Raw genomic sequence first — 22,641 nt, 5'->3', positions numbered from 1 at the left:
CCGGCCCTCAGGCGGGGTTCAGCGGCAGGAAGCACACCTGATTCCGGCCGCTGCGTTTCGCCTGGTACAGGGCCAGGTCGGCGGCCCGCACCAGGTTCTCGCGCACCTGCGCGTGCAGGTCCGGCGGCGCGGCCGGGTGCAGCGGTCCCCGTTGCAGGGTCGTGCCGCCCACGCTGGTGGTCAGCGGCAGGTCGCCGATCGGGGTGGCCGCCACCACCTCCCGCAGCCGCTCGCCCAGCCGGCGCGCCTCGGGTTCCGGCAGGCCCGGCAGCACCACGATGAACTCCTCCCCGCCCCAGCGGCCCACCAGGCCGTGCGGGACGTTCACGTGCGCCGCGATGCGCTCCGCGCAGGCCCGCAGCACCCGGTCCCCGGCCTGGTGGCCGTGCTCGTCGTTCACGGCCTTGAAGTGGTCCAGGTCCAGCAGCAGCACGCTCAGGGGCGTGCCGTGCAGGTGCGCGTCCTGCACGGCGGCGTCCAGGCGGGCCTCGCTGATCGCGCGGTTGGGCAGCCCGGTCACGGTGTCCACCCGGGCGTCCTCCAGGGCCTGCGCGGTGCGGTCATGGGCGTTCAGGTAGTTCTCGATGATCTGCATCAGCATGGTGCTGCTCGCCGCGGCGGCCGCCATCACGATCAACGTGGTGGCCCAGTCGGCCAGGGCGTAACCGTCCAGGCCCATGGCGTCCGCCTGAGGGCTGACCAGGCCCACCAGGATCGCGGCGATCATGCCGGCGGCCAGTTTCGCGCCGGTCCGGGACCCGAAGATCAGGGGCAGCACGGCCATGTTCCCGGTGAGCCACAGCGCCAGGTGGAAGGGCGCGGTGTTCGTGACCCGCAGGCTGCGCACCTCCAGGATGCTCAGCAGGCTCAGCATGATCAGGTACGGCACGTACACCAGCCGCACCTGCCGCGGCCAGCGCCACAGGGCCAGCGTGCCCAGGGTGACCAGCAGGGCCGCCCAGGTGCGGTACTTGTGCGGCCCGTTCATCAGGGCGTCGGGCGTGATCGGCACCGGGCTGAGCAGCGTGGTCACCACCGCGTACGTCAGGAACGCGGCGTTCATAAGCAGCACGACCCGGCCGCGCAGCGCGGCCAGGTGGTCTCGGAGGTTCGCGGGGTGGGTGAACATGCACCTCTCGGGGCCGTCGGCGGGAGCCGGTATGAACGGCCGGGGCGGCCAGCGGGGCCGCGCGGAGGACCGCCCGGGTGTGATGATCCTCGCATTCCACTCCCGGGCAGCACAACACCCCCAGCTGGTGAAGGCTGGGGGTGTGGCGTTGGCGAAGAGGGTGGGATTCGAACCCACGGTACGGTTGCCCGTACTTCGGTTTTCGAGACCGACCCATTCAACCACTCTGGCACCTCTCCGCGAAAAGGTCCGGCCCCGGCGGGCCGTGAACGGGCGTGAAGAAGACTAGCACAGCGCGCTGCACGTGACCAGAGGCGAAACCTTGCGCTGTCACGCGGCGGCGCGTATGATGCGAAGGTTGGAAAACGGCCCCGGTACTGGGTTGAACCTCGGGCGTTATTCGGCAAGTTCGGACCTCTCCACGCCCACATGCTGAGGGACGTGCAGCAGCAGGCCCGTGATCACCTCGGAGCACCACCGCCAACCCAGCCTGCTCCCCGCCAGCACACCTCAGGCGGCGTGGGCGGGCAAGCCCCAAACCCGGGTCCAGCCAGGCCAGCCCTGCGCCCAGACCCCCTCACCGCACGACCTGCAGGCCCCATCTCGGGCACGCCAGCGACTGCACAAGGAGTGATTCACCCTGCCTACCACCCAGCAACTGCTCCGCAAGGGGCGCACCACCCTGGCGAAGAAGAGCAAAGTCCCTGCCCTGAAAGGCAGCCCCTTCCGCCGCGGCGTGTGCACGGTCGTGAAGACCACCACCCCCAAGAAGCCCAACTCCGCGCTCCGTAAGATCGCCCGCGTGCGTCTGTCCAGCGGCTTCGAAGTCACCGCCTACATCCCCGGCGAAGGCCACAACCTGCAGGAACACAGCGTCGTGCTGATCCGCGGCGGCCGTGTGAAGGACCTCCCCGGCGTGCGCTACCACATCGTGCGCGGCAGCCTGGACACCCAGGGCGTGAAGGACCGCAACAAGAGCCGCAGCAAGTACGGCACCAAGAAGCCCAAAGCCGGCGCGGCCGCGGCCAAGAAGAAGTAAGCCGTCAGCGTCGAAGCGCGGCCTACCCTGCGCTCCGCCCGGCTCACCCCGCCCCTTCACCCCTCACGCCCCGCGCCCGATAGCGCGTTTTAAGGAGTCAACATGGCCCGTCGCCGCCAAGCCGAAGTGCGCGTCATCCAGCCCGACCTGGTCTACCAGGACGTTCTGGTCAGCGCAACCATCAACCGCATCATGAAAGACGGCAAGAAGAACCTTGCCAGCCGCATCTTCTACGGCGCCTGCCGCCTGGTGCAGGAGCGCACCGGCCAGGAGCCGCTGAAGGTCTACAAGCAGGCCTACGACAACATCAAACCCCGCGTTGAGGTCCGCAGCCGCCGCGTGGGCGGCAGCACCTACCAGGTGCCCGTCGAACCCAACGAGCGCCGCAAGCAGAGCCTCACCCTGCGCTGGCTGATGGCCGCCGTGGAAAGCCGCCCCGAACGCACCGCCATCGAGCGTCTGGCCGGCGAGATCATGGACGCCGCCCAGGGCCGCGGCGGCGCCATCAAGAAGAAAGACGACGTGGAGCGCATGGCCGAAGCCAACCGCGCCTACGCCCACTACCGCTGGTAAACCCCGGCTCCGGGCCCCGGCCCGGCCCCGCGGACCAGGGCGGACGCGCCTGAACTGGTGTGACCCCCCGCGGCGCACCCGCCCCCCAGGCGCCCCGCCCGCCCAGCAGCATCCGAGGGTGACCAGACCGGTCATCACGAGCATCAGGAGTCTTATGACCACGAAATCCCAGAGCTATCTGACCCACTTCCGGAACATCGGGATTGCTGCGCACATCGACGCCGGGAAAACCACGACGACCGAGCGCATCCTGTACTACACCGGCCGCAACCGCAACATCGGCGAAGTGCACGACGGCGCCGCCACCATGGACTGGATGGAGCAGGAACGCGAGCGCGGCATCACCATCACCGCCGCCGCCACCACCGCCCACTGGACCCGCAGCGGCACCAGCGACGACTACACCGTGAACATCATCGACACGCCCGGCCACGTGGACTTCACCATCGAAGTCGAACGCAGCATGCGCGTGCTCGACGGCGCCGTCGCCGTGTTCGACAGCAGCCAGGGCGTCGAACCCCAGTCTGAGACCGTCTGGCGTCAGGCTGACCGTTACGGCGTGCCCCGCATCGCGTTCAGCAACAAGATGGACAAGACCGGCGCGAGCTTCGAGCTGGTCATCAACGACATCAAAGAGCGCCTCGGCGCGATTCCTGCCCCCATCCAGTACCCCATGGGCGCCGAAAGCGACTTCAAGGGCATCATCGACATCATCCGCATGCAGGCCCACACCTTCACCAATGACCTCGGCACCGACATCGTCGTCAGCGACGTGCCCGCCGAGTACATGGACAAGGTGCAGGAAATGCGCCAGCAGCTGATCGAAGCCGCCGCCGAAGTTGACGAAGCCCTGATGGAGAAGTACCTCGAAGGCGAAGAGCCCACCATCGAGGAACTCGTCAAGGCCATCCGCGCCGGTACCATCCAGAAGAAGATCTTCCCCGTGCTGTGCGGCAGCGCCCTGAAGAACAAGGGCGTGCAGCTGCTCCTCGACGCCGTGGTCGACTACCTGCCCAGCCCCCTGGACGTGGAGTCCATCAAGGGCACCGACGAGGAAGGCGACGTTCACGAATTCCCCGCCGACCCCGAAGGCAAGCTCGCCGCCCTGGCGTTCAAGATCATGGCCGACCCCTACGTGGGCCGCCTGACCTTCGTGCGCATCTACAGCGGCACCCTCACCAGCGGCAGCTACATCTACAACGCCAGCAAGGACAAGCGCGAACGCGTCGGCCGCCTGCTGAAGATGCACGCCAACAGCCGCGAGGAAGTCAGCGAACTCAAGGCCGGGGAACTCGGCGCCGTCATCGGCCTGAAAGACGCCGGCACCGGCAACACCCTGATCGCCGACGGTGAAGACCGCGTCCTGCTGGAGAGCATCGACGTGCCCGAGCCCGTCATCAAGCTCGCCATCGAGCCCAAGACCAAGGCCGACCAGGAAAAAATGGGCCTGGGCCTGAGCAAACTCGCCGAAGAAGACCCCACCTTCAAGGTCGAAACCGACCAGGAAAGCGGCCAGACCACCATCGCCGGCATGGGCGAACTCCACCTGGAAATCCTGGTGGACCGCCTCAAGCGCGAGTACAAGGTCGAAGCGAACGTCGGCGCCCCCCAGGTCGCCTACCGCGAAACCATCACCAAACCCGCCGACGTGGACAGCAAGTTCGCCCGTCAGTCCGGCGGTCGCGGTCAGTACGGCCACGTCAAGATCAAGGCCGAACCCCTGGAACCCGGCAGCGGCTTCGTGTTCGAGAACGCCGTCGTCGGCGGGACCGTGCCCAAGGAGTACATCGGGCCGGCCCAGAAGGGCATCGAAGAAGCCATGCAGAGCGGCCCCATGCTCGGCTTCCCCGTGGTCGACCTGAAAGTCACCATCTACGACGGCAGCTACCACGAAGTGGACTCCAGCGAAATGGCGTTCAAGATCGCCGGCAGCATGGCCCTCAAGGAAGCCGTCCAGAAGGGCGCCCCCGCCATCCTGGAACCCGTCATGCGCGTCGAGGTCACCGTCCCCGAGGAGTACATGGGCGACATCATCGGTGACATCAACAGCCGCCGCGGCCAGATCCAGGGCATGGAAGCCCGCGGCAACGCCCAGATCGTCAAGGCCTTCGTGCCCCTGAGCGAAATGTTCGGCTACGCCACCGACATGCGCAGCATGACCCAGGGCCGCGCCAGCTACAGCATGTTCTTCGATCACTACAACCAGGTCCCCAACAACCTGGCCCAGCAGCTGATGAAGAAATAAGTCCAACCGGACTGAAGAGGACCCGCCGTCAAGGCGGGTTTTCTTTTGTGGCCTGCCCTGGCCTGAGCCATCGTGCGCAGGCGCTCAGGTGGCCTGTCCTGCACACTGGCAGGAATGGTTGATATTCCGTCGCATGAAGCCATCCACGTGGCCCTGACTGAACTTGCCAGGCCCACCCGTGCGGATACGCGGCAGTTCTTTCAGGTGCACGATCTGGAAACGGAGGGAGGACGCCCCCGGGTCTTCGGTGTCCTCCCAGGAGAAGGGTGCTGGGAGATCTATTTCAGGCCGCAGAACGAGTTCTACCCCCTGGTCATGATGGTGGACCATGAAGGAGGGGCGTGGTCAATTCGGGGATGCCGCGCCTCGGCCAGGGCGCGCGTGGCCCTGAGCATCGTCAGCGAGGACCTCACGGCCCAGGCGATCACCCAGGTCACAGGTCTGGAGCTGACCGACAGCTGGAGTCGAGGTGACCTCCGCACACATCCCCGGATGCGGCACCTGGGTCCCCACGCCTTCACGCGCTGGACCTTGTGCCCGGAGGGGGATCTCCCGGGAGAGTTCGAGGACAAACTGACCCGCCTGCTCCAGCTCACGGAACCGGCCGCGGCTCGCATCCGGGCCCTGGCCGACACGTGCGACGTCAGCATCCTGGTGGGGTACCAGGGGTACACCGGTCAGATGTGGGGCCTTCCGATTGAATCCCGAGACGTGGCGCGCATCGCTGCCCTGGGCGCCGCGCTGGATGTCGACCTCTACGCCTCGGGCCCGGCGCTGCCCTGACCGGTTGATCTGCGGCCCGGACGGTAAGCTACGGAGTGCATGACCCAGTCCACGCCCACCCAGTCCCCCTCCCCCTCTCCGGCCGGGCCGAAACCCCGGCGCCTGTCGTGGGTCACCACGCCGCTGCTGGCGGGCATCGTGTTCAACTCCATTGAGCTGCTGCTGTTGCCGTCTCAGGGGCGGGACACGATCCTGGCGTCGAACAAGATCGCCAGTGAGATGCTGGGCCAGACGCTTCCCGCCCCCACCGACGCGGAGTTGCAGGGCATGGTGTGGATGCTGTTCTTCGTGACGGCAGCGATCATCACGTGGCTGTACCTTACGCGGCAGGCGGCGCTGGAGGGCCGGCGGTGGGCGGTGGGGTCCACGGTGGTGATCGGGGTGCTGAGCCTGCTGATCGTGCCGTTCGGGACGGTGCTGGGAGCGGTGATGCTGGTCGGGGTGTTCGACCGGGACGTGCGGGCGTACCTGAGCCGCTGACCGGAGGCGCGCCTCTTCCCGCGCCTGGGCGGGGTGTGATACACTCTCGTAGTTTGCCCTCCGTAGGGGGGCGATTTCATCGCGTGAAGTCGGCTGGCCGCGAACGGGAGCAATCCCGCCGGACCCTGGGCCACGCCGCGAAGTAAGGAGAGCAGCATGAAGCGTACCTACCAGCCGAACAACCGCAAGCGGGCCAAGACCCACGGCTTCCGCGCCCGCATGAAGACCAAAGCCGGCCGGAACATCCTGGCGCGCCGCCGCGCCAAGGGCCGCCACCAGCTTACCGTCAGCGACGAGTAAGACCGGGCGCCAGGAGCGGCACGATCGCCATCCCGGACCAGACCAGCGCCACGCAGGACCAGGCCCCCACGGGGAAGCCGCGTCCGGTGGCGCTGGACTCATTGCGTGGCGACCGTGAGTTCCGCAAGGTCCGGCAGCACGGCCTGACCATCCGCGATCCCCTGTTCACGCTGCGCATCACCGAATACCGCCCGCGGCACGGGGAAACCTGGCGACCGCGGGCGATCGTCGGGATTGTGGTGCCGAAAAAGACCCTGAAACGGGCGGTGGACCGCAACCGCGCCCGCCGCCGCACCCGCGAGGCCCTGCGGACCCTGCCGGGCGGCCTGCCGCCCTGCCGCGCCATCCTGATGCCCAACCCCGGTCTGCTCCAGGCCGAGTTCACGGCGATTCAGGCGGCGCTGGGCCGCGCGTTGAGCCGCGCACCCGGCCGCGTGAAACGCAAGGGCGGGCCCCAGGGCGGCGGGGGCGGGCGCCCGAAGGCCGGGGCGACGGGCCCCGGGAACCCAGCGGCCCCTCACCGCGTACCTGACGCCGTGCCCACCCCGGATGCCCCGCCCGCGCAGGAGACGCCATGAGCGCCGCCTCGCGCGGACTGGTGCGGGTCATCCGGGTGTACCAGCGCGACGTCTCCCACCGCAAACCTGCGCCCACCTGCCGCTTCACGCCCACCTGCTCCGAGTACGCCGCTCAGGCCATCGAGAAGCACGGCGCCGTGAAGGGCGGGTGGCTGGCCACGTGGCGCATCCTGCGCTGCAACCCCCTCGTGCCCGGCGGCTTCGACCCCGTGCCGGACCACTTCCCCCAAGGTAGACACCCCCACCCATGACCCCACTGAACCGTAGACTCCTGCTTCCCCTGACCGCCGCCGCGGGCGCCCTGCTGCTCACCGGCTGCGGCACCACCGGTCCCCTCCCCACCTTCGGGAAGACCATCGACATCCGCTGGATCACCGCGAACTTCGACGGGCAGCCCGGCGACGAGTACATCGCCACCAGCAACCTGCAGGACGTGGTGTTCAACGCCCGCGGCGAGGTGATCGGCTGGTACGTCAAGGGCTACGCCGGCACCCCGTACATCAAGGAACGCGACGGCACGTACGACTTCAGCGCCCTGCAAAACCAGAAGGGCATCGTGAACATGGTCGGCACCCGCAAGGCCTTCGCCGTGCGCGGGGACGGCCTGGACCCCGCCCAGCCGGCCGAGGTGAGCGCCCCCGCCACCCTGAGCACCGACATGAAGGCCAACCGCCAGGAGGCCGTGTTCCGGTACACGCAGGGCGGCGCCACGGTCACGAAAACGGTCGTGCTGCACCCCCGCAACTTCAAGATCGACCTGAAGACCGAGGTGAGCGGCGGGCCGGACACCGTGAACATCGAGTTCCCGGGCCTGGGCAAGAACGACAACCCCCGCGTGCAGGCCATCCCGCAGGGCGGACAGCTCGCCGCCGTGCAGGGCAGCGGCACCCTGACCGTGCCGAACATCCAGTACGCGGCCATGCAGGAAAACCCCAGCCAGATCGCCCACGCCCTGATCGTGCAGCCCCAGCAGGGCACCACCGTGAACGTGAACATGACCGGCGGCGAGCAGGGCCTGATCAGCGCCGAGGTGCCCGCCACCAGCAACCTGGAAGTGTACGGCGGGAAGAACGAACTGATTCACCTGTACCAGAGCGGCTACACCCAGCTGCCCGGGCTGTTCAAGCCGAACTTCTTCGGGCAGATCAGCCTGTGGATCGTGAAGCTGATGGAGGCGCTGTACCAGGCCATCGGGAACTGGGGCCTGGTGATCCTGGCGCTGACCGTGCTGCTGCGCCTGGTGATGTGGCCCCTGATGCAGGCGCAGGGCCGCAGCACCGCCCGGATGCAGGTCATGCAACCCCGCATCAAGGAAATTCAGGAGAAGTACAAGGGCCGCAGCGACGTGGATTCCCAGCGGGCCATGCAGCAGGAAATGCAGCAGCTGTACCGCGACTACAACTTCAACCCCGCCGGGTGCCTGAGCATGTTCCTGCCGTTCCCGGTCCTGATCGCGCTGTGGTCCACCATCCGCAACTTCGAGTTCGACAGCGGCTTCCTGTGGCTCCCGGACCTCGCCATTCCCGACCCGCTGTACATCCTGGCGCTGGTGTACCTCGTCGTGAACATCGCGCAGCTGTACGTCAGCACCCGCAAGAGCCCGGAGATGTTCCGCCAGCAGGCGCCCATCTACCTGATGTTCCTGTACTTCGCGCTGACCTTCCCCGCCGGCGTGACCATCTACATCATCCTGAGCACCCTGATCGGCGTGGTGCAGCAGATCTTCATCAACAAGCAGGTGGAGAAGGAAACCGCGCACCTCGGCCAGAACGTCCAGAAGGTCACCGTGGACGCCCCCGGCAAGAAGAAGGCCAGCAAGGTCATCGACGCGCCCAAGAAGTAAGCTTCAGAGAAGGCGCCACCCCGTCAACCTGGGGTGGCGCCTTCGTCCTGTGTGGTGGGGGCTCAGCCCAGTCGGGTCAGGGCCTGCCGGGCGGCCTCGAACCCGGGCCGCAGCCGCAGCGCCTCGCGGTACGCGGCCCGAGCTGCCTCCGCGCGGCCCAGTCCGGCCAGCGCCCGCCCCCGCCAGTACAGCGCCTCCTCGTGCGCCGGCACGTCCCGCAGCACCGCGCCCGTCAGGCGCAGCACGTCCGCGTACCGGCCGATGCGCGTGTACGCCTCCAGCGGCCCGAACGAGTACCACAGCGTCCGCCACGCCCAGCCGCCCGCCGCCCGATCTGGCCGGGTGGGATCCAGCGCCCGCATCGGCGCCGCGCGTTCCGCCCGGTCGAAGGCCCGCGCGGCGCCGCGCGCGTCCCCGACGGCCAGGGTCGCGTGCCCCAGGTTCAGCCACGCCAGGGGGTCCGGCCGCACCCGCACGTCCGCGAGGGCCTGCTCCAGCGCCCAGGCCTTCTCCCGGCCCGGTTCGGCCCGCCAGCCCAGCGCCGAGCGCACCTGCGCCTCCCGGGCGGGCGGGTACACGACCACGTACGTGCCCCCGAACGACCGCCACCATCCCTCCAGCTTCGCGTACGGCACGGTCAGGCGCCCCAGGTACGAGTCCAGGGCCGTGAAGTGCCCGGCGCGGTCGTCGTACCCGGTCAGCAGGCGGTAGTGACCCATGCCGCCGCTGTCCGGCGTGATGAACCACGTCTCCACGATCACCGGAACCCCGGCGGCCAGCAGGGCCTTGAGCAGCGTGCGGCTGCCGGCAGTGCCCAGGTGCGCGCGGAACCCCCGGGCCCGCGCGAACGCCGCGAGTTCGTCCGGGGAGACGTTCACGTCCCCGGCGCCGCTCTTGAGCTTCGGGGCGATGTCGTACTGGGTGAGGGTGCTGCCCCAGCGGTTCAGGGCCATGCCCACCGTGACCGGCCCGCAGTTGTTCAGCCGCTGGTACTCGTGCCGCACGGTGCCCACGCTGGCCTGCGCTGGCAGCGCCGCCCCCTGCGCGGGCGCGGCGGCCCCCAGCAGCAGGCCGGTCAGAAGGGACAGGGAAAGGCGGAACAGCATCACCCTCATGCTGTTCCGCCTTCATGATCCGGCACTGAGGTGCAACCGTGACCTCAGCGCCCATTGCCCGGCGTCAGTAGGCCATGACCTGCCGGATGGCCTTCGCCACCCGCACCGGGTTCGGGCGGTACACGTCCTCGATGGCGGTAAAGGGCGGGTACGGCGCGTCGAAGCCGGTCACGCGGACGACCGGCGCGTGCAGGAACTCGATGGCCTCCTCCGCGATGATCGCCGCGATCTCGCTGTGGAACCCGCTCGTGCGCGGCGCCTCGGACACGATCACCACGCGCCCGGTCTTCTCCACGCTGCTCAGGATGGTGTCGGTGTCCAGCGGCACCAGGCTGCGCAGGTCGATGACCTCCACCCCGATGCCCGCCTGCCGCGCGGCTTCGGCGGCGCGCGTAGCGACCTCCACCATGCCGCCGTAGCAGACCACCGTCACGTCGTCGCCCGGCGTCACGATCCGCGCCTTGCCGATCGGCAGGGTGTAGTGCCCCTCCTGCACCTCCTCCTTCACGCTGCGGTACAGCTTGATCGCCTCGAAGAAGAACACCGGGTCCGGGTCCGCGATCGCCGCGAGCAGCAGGCCCTTGGCGTCCGCCGGCGTGCTGGGAATCACGACCTTCACGCCCGGCGTGTGCGCCAGGATCGCCTCGGGGCTGTCGGCGTGCTGCTCGGGCGTGTGCACCCCGCCGCCGTACGGCGCGCGGACCACCATGGGCAGGTGGTAGCGGCTGCGGGTGCGGTGCCGGTAGCGGCCCAGGTGCGACAGGATCTGGTCCAGCGCCGGGTACAGGAACCCCGCGAACTGGATCTCCGCGACCGGTTTCAGGCCCGCCAGACCCATCCCGATGCCCATCCCGACGATGCTCGCCTCGGCCAGCGGGGTGTCGAACACGCGCGCCACGCCGTGCTTGGCTTGCAGGCCGTCGGTGGCGCGGAACACGCCGCCCATCACGCCCACGTCCTCCCCGAAGATGTGCACCGCGGGGTCCTGGGTCAGCGCGATGTCCAGCGCGTCGTTGATGGCCGCGACCATCGTCATCGTCTTCCTGCCTGCCACGGCCGTCATGCGTCCACCTCCGCGAGAATCTGCGCCCGCTGCTTCACGAGGTTCGGGGTGGGCTCCGCGAACACGTGATCCAGAATCTCCGCCGGGGTGGGGTCGGGGTACGCGTCGGCTTCCTTCAGCGCCTCCTCGAACTCCGCGGCGACCTCGGCCAGCAGCGCGGCGTCCTGCTCCTCGGTCAGGATGCCTTCTTTCAGCAGGTGCTGTTGCAGGCGCACCACGGGATCTTTCTCGGTCCACTTCGCGGTCTCTTCCTCGGTGCGGTAGCGGCTGGGGTCGTCCGCGACGGTGTGCGGCTTCACGCGGTACGTGACGGTCTCGATCAAGGTGGGCCCGCCGCCCTGCCGGGCGCGCTGCACGGCCTCGTTCGTCACGTGCCAGGTGGCCAGGACGTCGTTGCCGTCCACGCGCACGCCGGGAATGCCGTAGCCCTCGGCGCGTTTGCTGAGGTTGGTGGCCTTCGTCTGGGTGCTGGTGGGCACGCTGATCGCCCAGCCGTTGTTCTGCAGGATGAACACGCACGGCGCGTTCAGGGCCCCGGCGAAGTTCAGCGCCTCGTGGAAGTCCCCCTCGCTGCTGCCGCCGTCCCCGATGAACGCCATGGCGACGTTCTTCGTGCCCTTCCGGGCCTCGGCCAGCGCCGCCCCCACCGCGTGCGGGTACTGCGTGGCGATGGGAATGTAGAAGGGCAGCACCTTCAGGTTCTCCGGCATGGCCCACCCGTGCGGGCTGGTGCGCCAGTACGCCAGCGTCCGCGCGATCGGCAGGCCCAGCGTCAGGGCGGCGCCGGTGTCGCGGTACGTGGGAAACAGCCAGTCGTCGCTGGTGAGCGCGGCGGCCGTGCCGCACTGGCTGGCCTCCATGCCCCCGAAGGGCGGGAACACGCCCAGGCGGCCCTGGCGGTACAGCACCCAGCCGCGCTCGTCGAACTGCCGGGCGCGGCGCATCTGCCGGTACAGGTGCACGCGCTGCTCCGGGCTGGGCAGCGCCTCCGGGCGGACGACCGTGCCGTCCGGCGCGAGAATCTGGAACATGTCCCCGGCCGCGTCGTACGCCGCCGCCGAAGCCTGGAAGGCGTCAGGGGCAGGTGCGGGCGCGTCGGGCGCGGGGGTCTTACTCGTCTTCTTGCGGGTCATGGGGCCTCCACAGGACTCACGGGAACACTGTCTGGAATGGGGGATGGTCGGCAAGGTCAGCGCCCCGGTGGACGCGGCCCACCCCGGACCCCATGCGGGCACGCCCGACCGGTCCGGGAGGGCACACGGTCACTCAGGGCGCGCGGCGCTGATTCATCAGCCGGGACGCCGCACCCGCCCGCGCCGCCCGGCAGAGGCCGGGGCAGGCAGGCAGGGCGCGGGGCAGGCAAGGACTGATCCTCGGCATAGGAACGGCCCCCAGCGTACCAGACCCGCCCCGCCCCGCACGCCGGGGTGCCCGGCTGGCCGGACACGCACGTCAAAGGGCCGCCACGTGGCGGCCCCTGATTGGCTGATTTTTGCGGCGTTACTTGCGTTCGAGTTCGACCTCGATGCGGTTGCCCTTCTGCTTCAGGCTCAGCTCGGCCTTCCCACCGCCGGCCTTCGTGAACTTCGACTCGATCTTGTTCCCGCTGCGCTTGGTGCCCGTCAGCACGTACCCCTCGGCCTGCAGGCGCTTCACGTAATCGGCGTGCAGGGTGGCCATGGGGATGCGGGTGTCGGTGACCGTCTCCCACTTCTTCGCGGTGCCCCAGGGGTTGGCGGGCGTGACCGTCACACTCAGGGCCTGCGCGGTGCGGGGCGGCGTGGTCACGATGGGGCTGGCGGGCTGCACCGGCTGGGCCGAGGCGCGCATCTGGGCGACGTTGTAGTACGCGACCGCGCTGTCCCAGGTGGTCTGGTCCACCGGGCGGACCACGATGCTCAGCGCCTGGGCGAGCTGGCCCTGGCCCTGCACGCTCACGCTGGCGAAGCTGCTCTGCTGGCTCTTGAAGCTGGCGATCTGGTCGATGTTCAGCGGCGTGCGGCTGGCCAGCGCCAGGACCTTGTTCACGCCGTACGGCGCGGCGATGTCGAAGGTGAAGGGATCGTTCCCGTCCGGGAACACCTTGGTGGTGTTCGCCTTGATGAAGTTGCCGCCGCCCTGGAAGCGGTTGGGCAGGATCAGGTCCACCTTGCCGTTCGGGTCCACGTTGAACAGGTACACGTAGCTGTCCTGCGACACGCTGGTGTACAGGCGGATCTTCTCGCCGGGCAGGTAATTGGGCGTGGCCGTGCCGGTGCGGTCCCGGTCGGTCCAGACGCGCACGTTCACGGGGCTGGGCGTGGGGTTCACGATGATGCTCTGCGCGCTCAGGACCGGGCCGGCCGCGTGCGCCGCGCCGAGCAGCGAGGCGCTCACGGCGGCCAGCGTGACGGTCAGGGGAAGGAAGCCATGCTTGAGCTGTTTCATGCCTGAAGTGTGCGTGCGTCACATGATGGGCGCCTGACCCGCCCCGTCAGAAACCCGCGCGCTTCCCTCATCTGCCGTTCAGGCACGCCGGGCCCCCGCGCTCAGGCCCCCTGCACTAGAGTGAGGGGGCGCTGTCCCCGCCCCGTTATGGTCATCCGTCCCCTCCGGTCCCTCACCAACCTGCGGAGCATGCTGCGCGCCGTGCCGCGCCGCATCTACCAGCGGGAACTGCTGCTGCTGCTCGCCCCGGCCGCCCTGAGCGTGACCCTGCTGCTCAACGCCACGCAGCCTGCCTACCGCACCCTGATCGAACGGGAGAGCAACTGGCAGGCCAACAGCTACCAGAGCCTCGTGCAGGACGTCCAGGCCTACTACCTCGCACTGCAGGACCCCGCCCGCACCGCCGAGAGCCAGGAGGAGGCCTACCAGAGGGCCGTGGACAGCTCTCTTAGGGCACAGAACTTCACGCAGCTGCCCGCCGTCGAGGCCGAGGGCGACATGCGGCTGCTGGACGTGCAGGCGGCCCTGGCGGCCCACAGCCCTGACGGCGCCCGGCAGGCCCTGAACGCCGCGCTGCGCCTGAACTCGCAGGCCCTGCAGTACGCCCGGGTGGTCGAGACGGACACCCGCGCCGCCCTGCTCGCCCTCCAGCGTGCGCTGCTGATCACGGCCTTCCTGACCGCGCTGTTCAGTATGCTGCTCACCGTGCGCGCCCTGGTGATGTGGCGCGCCGAACGCGAACGCCGCACCCGGCGCGAAACCCGGCAGCGGCAGGCGCTCAGCCTCGCCAACCATGAGCTGCGCCGCCCGCTGCAGCGCCTGCTGCTCGCCACCGACCTGCTGCGCACCGCGCCGGGCGAGCGGCAGGGCGAACTGCTGGACCTGATCGACGACAGCGTGATGCAGCTCAGCCAGCGGGCCGACCTGACTCGTCTGCACGACCTGTACCTGGACGTGACCCTGCGCGTGCAGCACGTGGACCTGGGCGTGCTGGTGCGCTCCTTGTCCCAGCCGCGGGTGAGCATCACCACGCCCCCCACGCCGCTGTTCTGGCCGGTGGACGCGCACCGGGTGCAGCAGCTGATCGAGAACCTGCTGGAAAACGCCCTGAAGTACACCACCGGTCGCGTGGACGTGACCCTGTACGAACTGGACGGCCACCCCGAGGTGAGCGTGCGCGATTACGGCGAGGGCATCCGCGAGAGCCTGCACGAGCAGCTGTTCCTGCCGTACGAACGCGGGCCCCGCGGGCTCGCCGAGGGGCAGGGCCTGGGCCTGTCGCTGGTCCGGCGCTACGCCCGCGCGCACGGCGGGGACGTCACCCTGCGAAACGCGCAGGGCGGCGGGCTGATCGCCACGCTGATCCTGGGCCAGCCGTCCCCGCTGCTGACCGAACGGGCCCGCACCGACTGAAGCCGCTCAGGGCTGCGCGAACACCTGCGTCCAGTACCGCACGTACTTCGTGCCCGGCCGGTTCACGAACGACAGCCCGATCCGCGTGAAATCGCCCATGATGTTCTTGCAGTGCCCGGGGCTGCGCAGCCACCCGGTCACGACCTCCTGCGGCGTCTCCTGTCCGGCCGCGATGTTCTCCGCGACCACCTGGAACCGCGCGCCGGTCGCCTGGGCACGCCGCAGGGGCGTGCTGCCGTCCAGGGCGCTCTCGTGCGCGAAGTACCCGGCCAGGGCCATGCCGGCCGACTGGGCCAGCGCCGCCTCGTCCAGCGCGGCGTCCTGCCTCAGCGGCGCCAGCGCCCGCCCGCCGGGCTTCAGCGTCTGGCAGTTCCAGCCGCCGGCGCGGGCCTGGTTGGTCAGGCGCAGGACCTCCAGCTCGAAGGGCGCGCTGCCGCCCAGGTCCGCCATGGTGAACTGCACGGACTTGGACAGCAGCGTGCCCGCCGAGGACCGCACGCTGGACTGCACCGTGACCCGCCCGTTGCCGACGCGCGTGGCTGCCCCGGCCGCGACCGCCTGCCCGTTCACCGTGAGTTGCGGGGCGGCCGGGGCGTACACCACGCTGCCCTGGCCGCTCACGCGCAGCTGGCCCCGGCCGGGCAGCAGGGTCAGTTCGGCGCGTTCCGGGCCGTTGGTCACCACGTTCACCTTCAGGCTGGACTGCCCGGCCACGCGGCCCCGGGCGTCCAGCAGCGTCACGCCCACCTCGTACGTGCCGGGGCGGTAGTACACGTGCGCCTGCGCCGGGCCCTGGGCGCCCGTGCCGTCCCCGAAATCCCACTGGATGCGGTACTCGGCCGGGGCCGCAGCGTAAAACGTCACGGAGAGCGGCGCCTGCAGCGCCCCGTCGGCCTGGTAACCGACGCGGAAGGACGTGGTGGTCGTGCCGGTCTGCGCGAGCACGTCCCACGGCAGGGCGGCCAGGGCCAGGGTCAGGAGGGGAGCGGCGCGGCGCCTTGACATCACGCCCCAGCCTAGCGGGCCGGCGGCGCCGCGCACCGTGAGGTGGGCGGCAACATCAGAAACCCGTCACCGCTCGCCACCGTGCAGGGGGCTCAGTGCAGGTCGGCCACGCCGGAGAGCAGCGCCGCGAGCTGCTCCTTGGCGCGGAACACCCGGCTTTTCGCGGTGCCGACCGCCACGCCCTGCACCTGCGCGATCTCGTCGTAGGTCAGGTCCTCCACGAAGCGCAGCACCACCGCCTCGCGGTACTCCTCCGGGAGTTGCAGCAGCGCCCGCTGCACCCGGTCCTGCGCGTCGGCGCTCTCGGCCCGCGCCACCGGGGACGCGGCGGTGCTCGTCACCTCGAAGCCCACGTCCTCCCGCGCCTCTTCCAGACTGAAGCGCTGCAGCTGCTTGCGGCGGTGGGATTCGATCTGCGTGTTGCGCGCCACCTGGTACAGCCACGGCAGCACCCGCTCCCCGGCCCGGAAGGTGCGGAAGCTGCGCCACGCGCGGTAGAAGACCTCCTGGGTGAGGTCCAGGGCGTCCTCGCTGTTGCCTTCCAGGCGGTACAGGTAACCGTACATGCGGCCTTCGTAGGCCTGCACGAACTCGAACCACGCCTGTTCCTCGCCGCCCAGCAGCCGCGCGTACAGGTCGGGCGTGATGACGTCCGGTGGCGCGGCGTCCGGCACGGACGTCAGGGGGTCCTGCGCCAGTTCAGGCCCGTGCGGATTCACCGGGGGAGGATCGGAAAGCGGGGTCACGACCCCCCCACGATACCAAGTACGCTCATGAAATCGTCAGCATATTGGCTGAGGCCCCCCCGGCCCCACCCCGCGCGGGGATGCACTACCATGCGCCTGCTTTGACGGCCCCGCCCCCCACCCCCACGCCCGAAGCCGCGCCCGCCGCGGCCGGCCTGATGGACGCCCTGGGGCCGGTGCTGCCGGACCTGAGCGTGGGCGCGCTGCTGGGCTTCGCGACGGGCCTAGCCCTGAAATGGATCGGGCGGGTGGTGCTGGTCGTGGTGGGCGTGCTGTTCATCGCCATTCAGGTCATGGCGTACTTCGAGCTGGTCAGCGTGAACTGGCTGAAACTCCAGGCCCTCACCGAGCCGTGGCTGCGCCAGGGCGGCGAGCAGGGCGCACAGTGGCTGGGCCGCGTCCTGACCGCCAACCTGCCTTTCGCGGGGGCGTTCACGGCCGGGCTGCTGATCGGCCTGCGCGCCCGCGTGTAGCCCTCTGGATCTGGTTAGGCGCTGCCGCGCACGATCAGGCTCGGCTCGAACCGCCGCGCGCGGGCCGGGCCGCGGTACCCGTTCAGGCGCGTGAGCAGCAGCGTGGCCGCCTCGTACCCCATGCTCTCCACCGGCTGGTGCAGCGTGGTGATTCCGCGCGCCGCCGCCCACGGCTGGTTGTCGAAGCCGATCACCCGCACGTCCACGCCCGGCTGCAGGCCCCGGACGGCCATCTCGTCCAGCAGCGCGCCGGCCAGCAGGTCCGCGGACGCGAACACCGTGCACGGCACGCCCCCCGGTTCGGTCTGCACGGCATCGAGCAGCTGAGCGGCGGTGTTGCGGGCCGCCAGCGTGTCGAAACTGGACACGCACTCGCGGCCCAGCCCCCGCCCGGCCGCGGCGAGCGCGCCCATGAAGCCGCTGCGGCGGTCCTCGAACACCCGCGTCTGGAACAGCTGATCCAGTTCCGTCTCCACCCAGATCGCGTGGATCGGGCCCGGGGCCTTCACGGCGTGCTCCCCGGCCAGGCGGCCGCCGGTCACGTTGTCCATGTACGCGCAGTCCACATGTTCGGCGTAGGCGTCCACCAGCACGGTCGGCTGCTGCGTGCGCAGCCGGTGCTCGTGGAACAGCGCCTGCAGGTTGTACGTCGCCATGACCAGCCCGTCGGCCTGGTACGCCAGGGTGTGCGACCCCAGGTAGCGTTCCAGACGCGAGCGGTCCAGCAGAGGGAAGATCGCCACGTCGTACCGCGCCTCCTGGAAGGCGGCCTCCAGGCCGTCCAGCAGCCGGGTGTAGAACTCGGTGGTCAGGACCGGCAGCAGCACGCTGATGGTGTAGCTCTTGCCGCCCGCGATGCGCCGGGCGTGCGGGTTGGGCGTGTACTCCAGATCCGAGATCGCCTTGAGCACGGCGTCCCGGGTCACGCCGCGCACCGCCGGGTGGTTGTTCAGGACGCGGGACACCGTGCCCACGCCCACGCCGGCCTTCACGGCGACGTCCTGAATGGTGGGTTTACGCATGTGCGCCCCGCACAGAAGGGATACCGGCGGGCGAGGGGAGCAGCGGACGGGAAGGGGCACTCATAGGACAGAACTCCGGGATCGGGGGGCCGCGCAGGGGGGCGGCAGGGAGGCGGGAACGCGGCGGTCAGGGGGCCTCCCGCCGGGCGCGCTGAGGGACCGGCGGGGGCGACGTGCCCACCATACCCCCTGAGCGTGGAACCTGTTCCATGAACCCGGGACGGGGGACCGCACCGGGCACGCGGGGACAATCCGGCCCGCCGCGCCCGCCTACACTGGCCGGATGCGCCCACCCGGGCGCCCCTCCTGTCCCTGCCTTCCCTCCGCGAGGTTTCCCGGATGCCCCACCTGACAGTTTTTTCCACCTCACCCCTGCGCGCCGCGGCCCTGGCTGCCGCCCTCCTGACGGCCGGAGGCCTGGCGCTGGCCCAGCACACCGGGCACGCCGCGCCCGCGGTCACGCCGGCCCGCACCATGGCCGCGAAGCTGCCGCTGACGGTCCTCTCGGCAACCATCGTGACCGTGCCGCCCGGCATCACCGAGACGAGCGCCCACCTCACCCTGAAAAACCCCGGCAGCACCGCCGTCGTGCTGACCGGCGCGAGCAGCGCCACGTTCGGGCACGTCATGCTGATGAAAACCACCCGCACCGGCGCCATGACCGGCATGAAGACCGTCCCCACCCTGACCGTGCCCGCCCGCGGCACCCTGACCATGGGCCCCGCCGGCGACCACCTCATGCTGATGGGCCTCAAGCGCCCCCTGAAACCCGGTGAGAAGATCACCCTGACCCTGAAAGCGAAGGACGGCCGGACGCTGAACGTCACCGCGACCGTCCGGAAACCCTGAGGTGAGCCGTGTGACCACCCCCCACCCCGACCCCCTGCCGGAGCTGACCCCGGAGGCGCTGGCGCCCCGGCCCTGGTACGTGTCCGCGCTGCTGGCCCTGAGCGCCGTGGTGCTGCTGATCGCCGGCGCGTGGGGCGTGGCGCGGCTGCGCAGCCCCTACCCCTTCTACGGCACCGCCTACCCGAACACGCAGGCGGCCGCCCTGACCGGCACCGACCACACCGGCCGGCCCTGGACCTTCACGCCCGGCGAGACGGGGGGCGCGGCCACCGCGATCTTCTTCGGGTTCACGCACTGCCCGAACATCTGCCCGCTGTCCCTGGCGAACCTCAGCCGCGCGCGCGACACCCTGCCGCCCGCCGACCGGGCCCGCCTGAAAATCCTGATGGTCAGCGTGGACCCGGACCGCGACACGCCGCAGCGCCTCAAGGAGTACGTCACGTACTTCGGCGAGGGCACCGGCGTGAACATCCCCGAACCCACGCTGTCCGCCGTGGCGAAACAGTACGGCGTGGGCTACCAGAAAGCCGACATCAAGAGCGCCGCCGAGTACCAGGTGAACCACACCACCGCCACGTACCTCGTGGACGCCGCCGGGAAGCTGCGGGTGCTGTGGGACTACAGCCAGCTCCCCCAGACCGCCCGCGTGGCGCAGGACATGGAGTACGTGATCAGGAACCCCGCCCGATGAGCACCCCCACCCCCCTTCCGCCTGTCCCCCCGCCCAGCGGGGGCGGCATCGACCTGAACCCCACCCTGGCCGACCTGCTGCGCCTGCACGTGGACCCGGTGTTCCTGCTGCCCATGCTGCTCGCCGCGGCTCTGTACGCCTGGCGCTGCGCGCAGGCCCGCCGCACGCCGGAGGGCCGGGCCCGCTGGCCGCTGTGGCGCGTTCTGTCCTTCGCTGTGGGCATGGTCCTGCTGTTCCTGACCACGCAGAGCCTGGCCGGCACCATGACGCAGTCCAGCATGGCGCTGTACATGGCCCGCCTGATGGTCCTGGCGGAACTCGTGCCGCCGCTGCTGGTGCTGGGCGTGCCGCGCGGCGTGAGGCTCGACCCGCGTCGCGGCCTGGGCAGGGTCCTGAACGTCCTGCTGGACCCCTGGGTGGCCCTGGCCCTCTGGACGGCCGTGATCGTCTTCTGGAACGTCCCGGCCGGCTTCAACGCCAGCATCGTCACGAACACCGCTGCGTCCCTGCTGCCGGCGCTGTACCTGCTCAGCAGCCTGCTGGTGTGGGGCGTGGTCCTGCGGCCGCTGCCCAGCGTGCAGCCGGCCGGGATCGGCTCCCGCGGCTGGTTCGGGCTGATCGCCAGCCTGCCCATGATGGCCGTGGCCGCCGTGTGGCTCTACGCCCGCGACGTGCTGTACACGCCGTACGTGAACGCCCTGTGCCTGTGGAACCTCACCCCGCTGCAAAACCAGCAGATCAGCGGCTGGATCATGATGCTGGCCGGCATGCCGGCCCTGGCCCTGGCGTTCATTCAGCTGATGATGTGGCTGATCAAACTCTCTGAAGGCCAGGGCATGCCCCCCAAACCGGACGCCCAGCCGCAGGGCTGACCGCGGGCCGGCCGGTCAGGAGGCCTCGGCCTCGCCGTTCGCGTGGGCCCGGCGCCGCTCGGCCTGCGCCCGGAACTCCCGCTGAAGGAAGAAGTTCAGCGCCGTGCGGATCAGCGCCACCGCGCCCAGCTGCCCGATGTCCTGCCAGGTGGGCGCGATCGCCGTGAGCACGATGTCGGCCGCGAGCAGGAACTCCAGGGCGATCGCCAGCCAGCGGCCCAGCGCCAGCCGCAGGTCCTCCTTGCGGTGGTCCGGCACGGCGTCCCGCTTCCAGAACACCCGCAGCACGAAGTACAGCGCCTCGAGCACCGCGAACGCCACGATCAGCGCCGCGGACAGCTCGGCGAGCCTCGCCACGAACTGCGCGATCAGCCGCACCAGCCCTTCCAGCTGCACCAGCAGGTCCATCCCCGCATCCTAGAAGGCGGCCCGGCGGCCGGGCCTCACGGTTTGATCACGAACCGGTTCCCTCAGGTTCGGGGCAGCGTGGCGTTCCCTGGCGGCGGCGCCCCTACAATGCCCCCTGTCATGAGTGACCTTCTTCAGGGCTGGCAGGCGGCTCCGGCCGGGTTCAAGCACGTGGTGAGCGTCAGCCTGGGCAGCAGCCGCGGCAACGCCCGCGAGGAGATCGAACTGCTGGGCCAGCCGTTCATCCTGGAACGCATCGGCACCGACGGCGACAAGGCCAGGGCCGCGCAGCTGTTCCGGGAGCTGGACGGCCGGGTCACGGCCTTCGGGCTGGGCGGCGCGGACCTGTACGTCTGGGCGGATGGGCGGCGCTACACCTTCAACAACGTGCGCACCCTGGTCGCCAACGCGAAAATCACGCCCGTGCTGGACGGCAGCGGCCTGAAGAACACCCTGGAACGCGACGCGATCGGGCAGCTCGAACCGCTCCTGAACTGGCGGACCCAGAAGGTCCTGATGGTCAGCGCCGTGGACCGTTTCGGGATGGCCGAGGCGCTCTCCGAGTACGGCGCGGACGTCGTGTACGGCGACATCGTGTTCGGGCTGAACATCAACTACCCGATCCGGAACATCCGCACGCTGCGCCGCGTGGCGCGCACGGTCCTGCCCGTGATCACCAAACTCCCGCAGGACTGGTTCTACCCCACCGGCAAGAAGCAGGAAAGCAGCCGGGAGGCCAGCGGCACCCCCTACTACAGCTGGGCGGACGTGATCGCCGGCGACACCCACTACGTCAAGCGCTACGCGCCCCGCGACCTGAGCGGCAAGACGGTCCTCACGCAGACGATCACGCCCGCCGACCGCGCCTGGATGAAGGAGCGCGGCGTGCGGCGCCTGATCACGACCACGCCCCGCATCGGCAGCCGCAACTTCGCCACGAACGTCCTGGAGGCCCTGTTCGTCGCGCTGAGCGGCCAGACGCAGGCCCTGACGCAGGCCGAGTACCTGGAGTTCATCCGGCAGGTGCGCTTCCAGCCGGAAGTCAACGAACTGTGACCCCGCGCTGAGCGGCCGGAGCGTGCCGTACACTGGGCAGGTATGCCGCCTGCCCTGGCGACCCCCGCCGCCCGGAAGACCGTGTTCAAGTCCTCGGAGGCGGGCCAGTCCCCGCTGATCTACCCGCTGCTGACCCTGCTGGCCGCCGCCGTGTTCGCGTGGCTGGCCTCCCGGCTGGGCATGGACACCGCCGGGCACTGGATCGTGGCCGCCGCCAGCCTGCTCAGCGCCCTGGCGGGCCTGTACCTGATGCTGTGGCAGCCGTCCTCGCACCTGGAGGTGGACGCCGCCAACGCCGTGATTCACAAGGTGAACGGCACGCGCTTCAAGTCCGGCCGGCGGGCCATTCCGTTCGGGACCATCGAGGCGGTGGAGGTCACGCAGCTTCCGCAGGGCCACGGCCGGCCCGCGTACGCCCCGCAGCTGCGGCTGCGGGCGGGGGACCCGGTGGTGATCAGCGGCCCGTACCGGTCGCGTGCCGAGGCGCAGCGCGTGGTGGACCGCATGCAGGCCGCCATGCAGGGCCGCTAG

The 22,641-nt window shown here is 70.0% G+C and carries 25 protein-coding genes and 1 tRNA gene; 16 read left to right on the top strand and 10 right to left on the bottom strand.

The genetic code is table 11. The features are described 5' to 3' along the window. Positions 1-7: 7 nt before the first annotated feature. Together DFI_RS11915 and DFI_RS11910 are read right to left on the bottom strand one after the other, a co-directional pair. Positions 8-1,129: a GGDEF domain-containing protein gene (locus DFI_RS11915; protein WP_051307970.1), complete on the bottom strand. Its 1,122-nt coding sequence runs from the start codon at positions 1,127-1,129 to the stop codon at positions 8-10. A 149-nt stretch (positions 1,130-1,278) separates the two neighbouring features. After that, positions 1,279-1,368 (bottom strand) — tRNA-Ser (locus DFI_RS11910). Between the two features lie 401 nt (positions 1,369-1,769). Here DFI_RS11910 and rpsL point away from each other — a divergent pair. The 9 genes from rpsL (at position 1,770) to DFI_RS11865 (ending at position 8,970) form a co-directional block, all read left to right on the top strand. Then, positions 1,770-2,168 carry a 30S ribosomal protein S12 gene (rpsL, locus tag DFI_RS11905; RefSeq protein ID WP_027463450.1) on the top strand — a complete coding sequence of 133 codons (399 nt, stop codon included), beginning with the start codon at positions 1,770-1,772 and terminating at the stop codon, positions 2,166-2,168. Between the two features lie 102 nt (positions 2,169-2,270). Beyond that, the gene (gene rpsG, locus DFI_RS11900) at positions 2,271-2,741 is read left to right on the top strand and encodes a 30S ribosomal protein S7 (protein WP_022801091.1); all 471 of its coding nucleotides are present in this window, start codon (positions 2,271-2,273) and stop codon (positions 2,739-2,741) included. 154 nt (positions 2,742-2,895) lie between these two features. Next, positions 2,896-4,986 carry an elongation factor G gene (gene fusA / locus DFI_RS11895; RefSeq protein ID WP_022801092.1) on the top strand — a complete coding sequence of 697 codons (2,091 nt, stop codon included), beginning with the start codon at positions 2,896-2,898 and terminating at the stop codon, positions 4,984-4,986. A gap of 381 nt (positions 4,987-5,367) precedes the next feature. After that, positions 5,368-5,769 carry a DUF4279 domain-containing protein gene (locus tag DFI_RS20235; RefSeq protein WP_162145422.1) on the top strand — a complete coding sequence of 134 codons (402 nt, stop codon included), beginning with the start codon at positions 5,368-5,370 and terminating at the stop codon, positions 5,767-5,769. 39 nt (positions 5,770-5,808) lie between these two features. Further along, entirely contained in the window at positions 5,809-6,249 is a 441-nt protein-coding gene (locus DFI_RS11885) for a hypothetical protein (protein WP_027463448.1), read from the top strand. Positions 6,250-6,405: 156 nt separating this feature from the next. Beyond that, a complete protein-coding gene (gene rpmH / locus DFI_RS11880) occupies positions 6,406-6,549 on the top strand; it encodes a 50S ribosomal protein L34 (protein WP_022801095.1) in 144 nt (47 codons plus the stop codon). A 101-nt stretch (positions 6,550-6,650) separates the two neighbouring features. Beyond that, complete coding sequence (rnpA, locus tag DFI_RS11875; RefSeq protein ID WP_027463447.1) at positions 6,651-7,127, top strand: ribonuclease P protein component; 477 nt, start codon at positions 6,651-6,653, stop codon at positions 7,125-7,127. Next, the gene (gene yidD, locus DFI_RS11870; RefSeq protein ID WP_027463446.1) at positions 7,124-7,378 is read left to right on the top strand and encodes a membrane protein insertion efficiency factor YidD; all 255 of its coding nucleotides are present in this window, start codon (positions 7,124-7,126) and stop codon (positions 7,376-7,378) included. Before rnpA ends, yidD begins: the two co-directional genes overlap by 4 nt. After that, entirely contained in the window at positions 7,375-8,970 is a 1,596-nt protein-coding gene (locus tag DFI_RS11865) for a YidC/Oxa1 family membrane protein insertase (protein WP_027463445.1), read from the top strand. Before yidD ends, DFI_RS11865 begins: the two co-directional genes overlap by 4 nt. 62 nt (positions 8,971-9,032) lie before the next feature. On the opposite strand, the gene DFI_RS11860 is transcribed toward DFI_RS11865, so the two are convergent. From DFI_RS11860 to DFI_RS11845, 4 genes are all read right to left on the bottom strand, one after another. Beyond that, positions 9,033-10,085, bottom strand: coding sequence for a C39 family peptidase (locus tag DFI_RS11860; RefSeq protein WP_027463444.1), 1,053 nt, complete (start codon positions 10,083-10,085; stop codon positions 9,033-9,035). A 64-nt stretch (positions 10,086-10,149) separates the two neighbouring features. Then, positions 10,150-11,148, bottom strand: a complete 999-nt coding sequence (locus DFI_RS11855) for an alpha-ketoacid dehydrogenase subunit beta (RefSeq protein WP_027463443.1) — start codon at positions 11,146-11,148, stop codon at positions 10,150-10,152. Continuing rightward, on the bottom strand, positions 11,145-12,281 hold the full coding sequence (gene pdhA / locus DFI_RS11850) for a pyruvate dehydrogenase (acetyl-transferring) E1 component subunit alpha (RefSeq protein WP_022801101.1): 1,137 nt from the start codon (positions 12,279-12,281) through the stop codon (positions 11,145-11,147). The genes DFI_RS11855 and pdhA overlap by 4 nt, the downstream gene beginning before the upstream one ends. 367 nt (positions 12,282-12,648) lie before the next feature. Then, complete coding sequence (locus DFI_RS11845) at positions 12,649-13,575, bottom strand: DUF4384 domain-containing protein (protein ID WP_027463442.1); 927 nt, start codon at positions 13,573-13,575, stop codon at positions 12,649-12,651. A 189-nt stretch (positions 13,576-13,764) separates the two neighbouring features. On the opposite strand from DFI_RS11845, the gene DFI_RS11840 reads away from it, so the two are divergent. Then, complete coding sequence (locus DFI_RS11840) at positions 13,765-14,988, top strand: sensor histidine kinase (RefSeq protein WP_043778688.1); 1,224 nt, start codon at positions 13,765-13,767, stop codon at positions 14,986-14,988. Between the two features lie 6 nt (positions 14,989-14,994). Here DFI_RS11840 and DFI_RS11835 read toward each other — a convergent pair whose 3' ends face one another. Both DFI_RS11835 and DFI_RS11830 read right to left on the bottom strand, forming a co-directional pair. Continuing rightward, positions 14,995-15,993, bottom strand: coding sequence for a CAP domain-containing protein (locus DFI_RS11835; protein WP_043778607.1), 999 nt, complete (start codon positions 15,991-15,993; stop codon positions 14,995-14,997). Between the two features lie 92 nt (positions 15,994-16,085). After that, a complete protein-coding gene (locus DFI_RS11830; protein ID WP_027463440.1) occupies positions 16,086-16,676 on the bottom strand; it encodes an RNA polymerase sigma factor in 591 nt (196 codons plus the stop codon). Between the two features lie 164 nt (positions 16,677-16,840). Here DFI_RS11830 and DFI_RS11825 point away from each other — a divergent pair, with 164 nt between their 5' ends. Beyond that, positions 16,841-17,212: an FUN14 domain-containing protein gene (locus DFI_RS11825; protein WP_022801106.1), complete on the top strand. Its 372-nt coding sequence runs from the start codon at positions 16,841-16,843 to the stop codon at positions 17,210-17,212. A gap of 14 nt (positions 17,213-17,226) precedes the next feature. On the opposite strand, the gene DFI_RS11820 is transcribed toward DFI_RS11825, so the two are convergent. Next, positions 17,227-18,234 (bottom strand): LacI family DNA-binding transcriptional regulator, encoded by a 1,008-nt coding sequence (locus DFI_RS11820; RefSeq protein WP_027463439.1) that lies wholly within the window; start codon positions 18,232-18,234, stop codon positions 17,227-17,229. Positions 18,235-18,573: 339 nt separating this feature from the next. Here DFI_RS11820 and DFI_RS11815 point away from each other — a divergent pair, with 339 nt between their 5' ends. The 3 genes from DFI_RS11815 to DFI_RS11805 are packed head-to-tail and all read left to right on the top strand — an operon-like array spanning position 18,574 to position 20,646. Continuing rightward, positions 18,574-19,083: a copper chaperone PCu(A)C gene (locus tag DFI_RS11815; protein ID WP_043778604.1), complete on the top strand. Its 510-nt coding sequence runs from the start codon at positions 18,574-18,576 to the stop codon at positions 19,081-19,083. A gap of 10 nt (positions 19,084-19,093) precedes the next feature. Continuing rightward, positions 19,094-19,774 carry an SCO family protein gene (locus tag DFI_RS11810; RefSeq protein ID WP_244940271.1) on the top strand — a complete coding sequence of 227 codons (681 nt, stop codon included), beginning with the start codon at positions 19,094-19,096 and terminating at the stop codon, positions 19,772-19,774. Then, a complete protein-coding gene (locus DFI_RS11805) occupies positions 19,771-20,646 on the top strand; it encodes a cytochrome c oxidase assembly protein (protein ID WP_051307968.1) in 876 nt (291 codons plus the stop codon). The genes DFI_RS11810 and DFI_RS11805 overlap by 4 nt, the downstream gene beginning before the upstream one ends. A 15-nt stretch (positions 20,647-20,661) precedes the next feature. Here DFI_RS11805 and DFI_RS11800 read toward each other — a convergent pair whose 3' ends face one another. After that, positions 20,662-21,054: a DUF1622 domain-containing protein gene (locus tag DFI_RS11800; RefSeq protein ID WP_051307966.1), complete on the bottom strand. Its 393-nt coding sequence runs from the start codon at positions 21,052-21,054 to the stop codon at positions 20,662-20,664. 120 nt (positions 21,055-21,174) lie between these two features. Between DFI_RS11800 and DFI_RS11795 the strand changes: the two genes are divergently transcribed. Then, positions 21,175-22,110: a hypothetical protein gene (locus DFI_RS11795; RefSeq protein WP_022801112.1), complete on the top strand. Its 936-nt coding sequence runs from the start codon at positions 21,175-21,177 to the stop codon at positions 22,108-22,110. Between the two features lie 42 nt (positions 22,111-22,152). Next, positions 22,153-22,641, top strand: a complete 489-nt coding sequence (locus DFI_RS11790; protein ID WP_022801113.1) for a hypothetical protein — start codon at positions 22,153-22,155, stop codon at positions 22,639-22,641.

It is taken from the genome of Deinococcus ficus (assembly GCF_003444775.1).
In the GTDB taxonomy this organism is placed as follows: domain Bacteria; phylum Deinococcota; class Deinococci; order Deinococcales; family Deinococcaceae; genus Deinococcus; species Deinococcus ficus.
This window is presented reverse-complemented; position numbering and strand designations above follow the sequence as displayed.